4 protein-coding genes and 1 pseudogene are annotated in these 6000 nt (G+C 43.1%); 4 read left to right on the top strand and 1 reads right to left on the bottom strand.

Annotated elements, in window-relative coordinates; all coding sequences use genetic code 11:
- The 3 genes and pseudogenes from V5G28_RS00110 to V5G28_RS00100 form a co-directional block, all read left to right on the top strand.
- Positions 1–349: pseudogene (locus tag V5G28_RS00110) on the top strand (hypothetical protein); the annotation flags it as partial.
- A gap of 42 nt (positions 350–391) precedes the next feature.
- A complete protein-coding gene (locus V5G28_RS00105) occupies positions 392–1003 on the top strand; it encodes a cupin (RefSeq protein ID WP_096561903.1) in 612 nt (203 codons plus the stop codon).
- Between the two features lie 148 nt (positions 1004–1151).
- Positions 1152–1625, top strand: coding sequence for an ArsC/Spx/MgsR family protein (locus V5G28_RS00100; protein WP_096561902.1), 474 nt, complete (start codon positions 1152–1154; stop codon positions 1623–1625).
- A 306-nt stretch (positions 1626–1931) separates the two neighbouring features.
- On the opposite strand, the gene V5G28_RS00095 is transcribed toward V5G28_RS00100, so the two are convergent.
- The gene (locus tag V5G28_RS00095; protein WP_332987805.1) at positions 1932–2327 is read right to left on the bottom strand and encodes a CU044_2847 family protein; all 396 of its coding nucleotides are present in this window, start codon (positions 2325–2327) and stop codon (positions 1932–1934) included.
- 127 nt (positions 2328–2454) lie between these two features.
- Here V5G28_RS00095 and V5G28_RS00090 point away from each other — a divergent pair, with 127 nt between their 5' ends.
- Positions 2455–5724, top strand: coding sequence for an nSTAND1 domain-containing NTPase (locus V5G28_RS00090; protein WP_332987804.1), 3270 nt, complete (start codon positions 2455–2457; stop codon positions 5722–5724).
- Positions 5725–6000: the final 276 nt, after the last annotated feature.

Here is a 6000-nt window from a genome sequence, read left to right as displayed (position 1 = left end):
CTGAAGATTCGACAGACGTTTTGGTAGCAGCTTATAGATATTTTTTCTATAAAAATAATTATTTAATGGCTTTGCAAACAGCAGTTAAAGTTATAGATATAATTAAATTATCAGAGCTACTTCCAGATAATTGGAGCAACTTAAACCAATATCGATGAGTCGCAAAGACGAGCCAAAAATCAGACTTTATCTAAATGCTTATGCAGCTTCTGGATTGGTATTGGCAAAGCTGGGAGAAATAGACAAAGCTAAAAAAATCAGTGCTCAAGTGAAAGAAATTGATGATAAAAATCAGTTCGGGGCAGGATTTTTATATGACATTCTAACACGACCAAGTGAAGAAGAATGAATTCTCGATTCAATTTATCATTGATTTTATGGTTGAAAGCTTATGAAAGGAAGGGATTGGCTTGTTACTGAAGACGGACAGTATCAAGTTTGTAAATCTGTGAGAGCATGGGATTTACTAAGAGATAATTATCGCTTCTATCGATTTCTGACTGAAGTGGAAGATGTTCTTAAGGATGCTGAAGATGAAAGCAGCCATCTTCCAGAAATTCGGATGCTAGTCAGGCGATTGATTATTAACTCTTACTGGGTACAAAGTCGGTATTTAGAGCCTTGTTCTAAAACAGGAATTTCAGTTGTTCTCCTTTATGATGAGTTAGGTTTTCCATTTACCGTGCAAACTGTAACATTTGCACCTGGAACTCCATCGACAATTCACAACCACGGAACTTGGGGTGTTATCGCCGTGTTAAAAGGAGAGGAGAAAAATACATTTTGGCAGCGTACACCCAATTCAGAATTTAAGGACAAAATTGAACGGACGGGAGAGTTAACCTTATTTCCAGGGGATGTTATTAGCTTGGCTCCGAATGCAATTCATAGCGTGGAAGCAGTCGGTGATCAACCAACTGTGACTTTTAATATTTATGGTGAAACTCGTATGCAAGAGCGTTTTGAGTTTGACACCATTACCCATTTGGCTAGGAATTTTTAACTAGAGGAAATGGGTAGTGGGTAGTAGTTAGTAGTTAGCGGTATTTCTTAATAAATGTACAGACGCGCCATGGCGCGTCTCTACAACTAAGAAATGTACAGACGCGTCATGCCGCGTCTCTACAACTCATTAATTAGGAGAAACTTCAATGGCAAGAGTAATTTTCTATGAAAAACCTGGCTGTAAAGGTGGTACTAAGCAAAAAACTCTGCTAACAGCCGCAGGTCATGAGGTGGTAGCTTACAATTTGCTTACTGAACCTTGGACTATTGAACGTTTGCGCTCATTTTTTGGCGATCGCCCTGTCGTCGAATGGTTTAATCGCACCGCCCGACGGGTACAATCCGGTGAGATAGTTCCTGAACAAATAGATGCTGACACCGCCCTGTTGCAGATGCTTCGAGATCCGCTATTAATTCGCCGTCCTTTGATTGAAGTGGGCGATCGCCGCGAGGTGGGTTTCGATGTGCAATTGATTGATGCGTGGATTGGTTTACAGCCTGTGGACGAGTCGCTGAAGGAAATCAGCGAAAATCTCATGAGTCAGGATTTGCAAAGCTGTTCCCACAAGCATGGACACAAACATGAACACAAGCATGAATCAGGTTCCTGCAAGCATTAGTGGTCTGTGTCATTAGTTTTGACACGTTGTTAAATTGCAGAAATTCCGTAGAGACGTTGCATGCAACGTCTCTACAAACCCTCACTATTAATGACATGAACCACTAGTGGTGTATCGCATTAGTTTTGATTGGTTTGTGTATTATCAAAACCCTGTACGAACGCTCGGATGCAACGTCTCTACAACCCACCAGAATTAATGCGACAAATCACTAGTGCTAAGCGACAGAAATATTATGTTTTGCGGTAGAAGGATGAAGCTCTAATGCCTAAACTCGCATCCCTACCGCATCGCAACTGAATAATTTTACTGATTAACTTTTTCAGTTTTGTTAGGAAACGAACATTCTACTGTAATTTTGAGGTTGCTTTCAGCAGTACCTTTAGTGATGTAAGGGATACCAGCTTCACCACCAATTTTTATACCAAACTCTAGGTTAACTTTATCGATATTGGCAATGGCAACATTCTTGAAAGCTTTCAACGTATAAGTAGTGTAAGCTCGGATAGTTCCTTCAACGGACTGAAAATTCTGTAATATTTGCTTTCTTACAGCGTCAGTATCCCATCCCTTATCGGTAAGAGCTTCTTCCTCTTCCTCTTCGTGAGTTTCACCGCTAATTGGTGGAGCTTCCACGTTGTCGTTTGCTTCGATGTAAATAACAGTACCGTCTTCTAATTGGATGGGTGTGAGTTGAGTCATGGAGTGAATTGGTTACATAAATCTATTTAAGTATTTCCTATATTTTTTTATTTTATCCGGATAAACTCGGATATATTTTGTATTAAATAGGTAATAATTGAGCATAATACTCACATAGGTTTCTGCGATGAGTCGGGATGCTTTGGTAGTTGGAATTAATAGTTACATTAATAAACGGATGACTCTGAAAGCACCTGCAAAGGACGCAGAGGCAATAGCACAACTACTGGAACAGTACGGGGATTTTAAAGTAAAACGACTACCTGAGGTTACGGATAAAGAAAACAACACCATTAAGGTTGGAGAGAAAACCGACGTTACTAAAGCTCAACTACAAAAGGCGATAGTCCAACTGTTTAAACCAGAGGGTAAGCCTCCAGATACAGCATTACTATATTTTTCAGGACATGGACTGCGAGAAATAATAGGTATTGAAGAAGGATATTTGGCTACCAGTGATGTCAATCCTGATTTGGGGAACTGGGGTGTTCGCTTGAAATGGCTGCGTGAATTATTACAGGAAAGTCCAGTACGTCAGCAGATTCTTATTTTGGATTGCTGCTATAGCGGGCAAGTGCTAAATTTTGCTGAAGCAGATCCAGGAAATAGAGGCGAAGGACGAGATAGATGCTTTATTGCTGCTTCACGAGAATATGAGAAGGCATACGAGGAAATTGGTAATCAGTATAGTGTTTTGACAGCCGCCTTAATCAAAGGACTGGAACCTAAACAAGAGAAATGGGTAACCAACTACACTTTAATAAATATTCTTAACGACCAAAAAAACCGCTTTCCTCAAAAACTGACATTTACTAATTTTGGTGGTGCAATTAATCTTACACGCACCTGGGACTCATCTGTAACAAGCTCAAGCTCTGCTGTTGCTTCAGGAGAAGCCATCTGTCCTTATAAGGGTTTATCCAATTTTGACTTTACGGAGGAAGACGCCAAATATTTCTGTGGAAGGAAGGCGCTAACCGACCAGTTATTAGAAAAAGTACGCACTAGTAATTTCCTTGCCATCTTGGGCGCATCAGGTAGTGGTAAATCTAGTGTTCTCCGAGCAGGATTGCTTTATCAATTGAAGTTAGGACAGCGGTTATCTGGTAGCAACAGTTGGCAAATCAGGATTTTTCGACCAGGTGAACATCCTCTGCAAAGTTTAGCACTAGCATTTGTAGAGCAGGGCTTGTCAGATATTGACCGTGCAACGCAACTTTCTAAGGCAGAAGAATTGATTGCAAAGGGAGCGGATGGGTTAAGGCAATTGAGAGATGTAGCTGATACTTCGCGTGTAGTCGTGGTGATAGACCAGTTTGAGGAAGTTTTTACTCTATGCAAAGACACCGAACAACGGCAGCAGTTTTTTAAATGCTTGCTTACGGCATTAGAAAAAACTGGCGATAAATTGTGCTTGGTTTTGGCGATGCGGGCAGATTTCTTTGGCAAGTGTGCAGAGCAGGAGTATGCCGGACTTGCTAAAAAGATTCAGGGAAATTTAGTAACAGTAACACCAATGAGTCGGGAGGAGTTAAGGCAAGCTATTACCGAACCCGCGTCCAAGGTTGGTTTGGAACTAGAGCCGGAACTGGTTGATGAGATGATTGCCGATGTAGAAAATTCACCAGGAAGCTTGCCTTTGTTGCAATATACACTAACGGAATTGTGGAAGCTGCGAACTGAAGAGAAGTTAACACTTACCGCATATACCCGCATTGGTAGAGTAAGGGGAACGTTGCAAAAACGTGCTACTGAGGTTTATGAGTCGTTATCACCAGAGGAACAACAGGCAGCAAAGCGGATTTTTTTGGAACTGACACAGTTAGGGGAGGGTACAGAAGATACGCGCAGACAAGTTTTGCAACGAGATTTAGCCACAGAGCAGTATTCAGAAGCACTGATTAATAGAGTCATTCAAAAGTTAGCGGATGAGAAGCTAATTGTTACTAGCACGTTGATTACGAAAGGGTTAGAGTCGCGTCTAGAACCAGTAGCAGTGGTGGATGTTGCACATGAAGCGCTGATTCGTCACTGGTCACTCTTACGCCAATCGGTCGAAGATAGTCGGGATATGCTGCGACAGAAACGCAAAATTGAAGCAGCAGCAGTTGAGTGGCGAGATAAGGGCAAGTCGAGGGATTATTTGCTTCAGAGTAAACAGTTGAATGAAGCTATAGCGTTTCAGAAGGAACAGACCGCAAATATAGGGCTATCGGATTTGGCTTGTGATTTTATTCAGGAAAGTATCCGGTACAAACGGAATAATCGCCTCAAGGTAATTAGTTTTAGTTTTATTCCCCTCACCGCTTTAGTAGTATACCTGGGAGTTGTTGTTGAGAAACACATAAGAATAAAGCGACATTGGGATACTGTTGAGGCTGCTAGGGGACAAATAAAAAGTTCAGAAAGAATCCAAGCGCTTCAAGAACTGGTTAAAGCTGGTGTCCCACTAAGTAATATTCGGCTTGACCATGCTGACCTTAGAAACGCCAACCTCATTGGTGCCGACTTTAAAAGTGCCAACCTCAGCGATGCTGACCTTAGAAATACCAACCTCAGTCGTGCCAACCTCAACAGTGCCGACCTCAGCAATGCCAACCTTAGCAATGCCAACCTCAGCAATGCCAACCTCAGCAATGCCAAACTCTTCCAAGCCAACCTCATACGTGCCGACCTTAGGGTTGCCGACCTTAGGCGTGCCAACCTCAGGAATGCCGACCTCAGGGATGCCGACCTCAGGGATGCCGACCTCAGCAATGCCAAACTCTTCCTTGCCAAACTCTTCCAAGCCAACCTCAGCAGTGCCGACCTCAGCAATGCCAACCTCAGCAATGCCGACCTCAGGGATGCCGACCTCAGGGATGCCAACCTCAGCAGTGCCGACCTTAGGAATGCCAAACTCTTCCAAGCCAACCTCAGCAGTGCCGACCTCCGTCTTGCCAACCTGATACATGCCGACCTTTGGCGTGCCAACCTCAGTGGTGCCAACCTCAGCAGTGCCTACCTTAGGAATGCCAAACTCTTCCAAGCCAACCTCAGCAGTGCCGACCTCGGTCTTGCCAACCTCAGCAGTGCCTACCTTTGGCGTGCCAACCTCAGTGGTGCCAACCTCAGCAGTGCCGACCTTCGTGTTGCCTACCTTATCGATGCCAATCTCAGTGGTGCCAATCTCAGTGGTGCCAACCTCAGCAGTGCCGACCTTCGTGTTGCCTACCTTATCGATGCCAATCTCAGTGGTGCCAATCTCAGTGGTGCCAATCTCAGTGGTGCTAAAAACTTGATTCCTAAACAAGTTAAATCTGCCAAGTATTGGCAACTTGCAGAATACGACAAGGAATTTCGTGCCAAGCTTGGTTTACAAAACCTACAAAACAAATGCAATTGCCTCAGTCCTTGACATATATGTCAGTATTTTACTACCAGCTTACTAATCTGTTTTTGCTTCTAAACTAAGAAATCTTAATGATTGAAATTACTTTATAAGGATGGCAGGCTGAAAACCCAGCCCGGATGTGACTGACTCAGGATGTCACATCCGTGCTTTAGACAAGGGATGAAAGCCGCCTACGTAGGCTTTAGCCTACCGTGATGTTCTCTTTTTGTGGTTCGGGGAGGGTATCAAGTAAGTCCTCAACTATTTGAGTAATAGTCTTGTCTTTTTGAGCAGCATATA

This window comes from Scytonema sp. PRP1 (genome assembly GCF_036697665.2).
GTDB classification, from domain to species: Bacteria; Cyanobacteriota; Cyanobacteriia; order Cyanobacteriales; family Nostocaceae; genus Kalymmatonema; species Kalymmatonema gypsitolerans.
Note: the sequence above shows the minus strand (reverse complement) of the source record. Positions and strands in the feature narration are given on the sequence as shown.

What these genes read in the sequence shown, in the direction of transcription:
- V5G28_RS00100 (WP_096561902.1), top strand. Translation starts at nt 1,152, where the DNA reads ATGGCAAGAGTAATTTTCTATGAAAAACCTGGCTGTAAAGGTGGTACT.
- V5G28_RS00105 (WP_096561903.1), top strand. Translation starts at nt 392, where the DNA reads ATGAAAGGAAGGGATTGGCTTGTTACTGAAGACGGACAGTATCAAGTT.
- V5G28_RS00090 (WP_332987804.1), top strand. Translation starts at nt 2,455, where the DNA reads ATGAGTCGGGATGCTTTGGTAGTTGGAATTAATAGTTACATTAATAAA.
- V5G28_RS00095 (WP_332987805.1), bottom strand. Translation starts at nt 2,327, where the DNA reads ATGACTCAACTCACACCCATCCAATTAGAAGACGGTACTGTTATTTAC.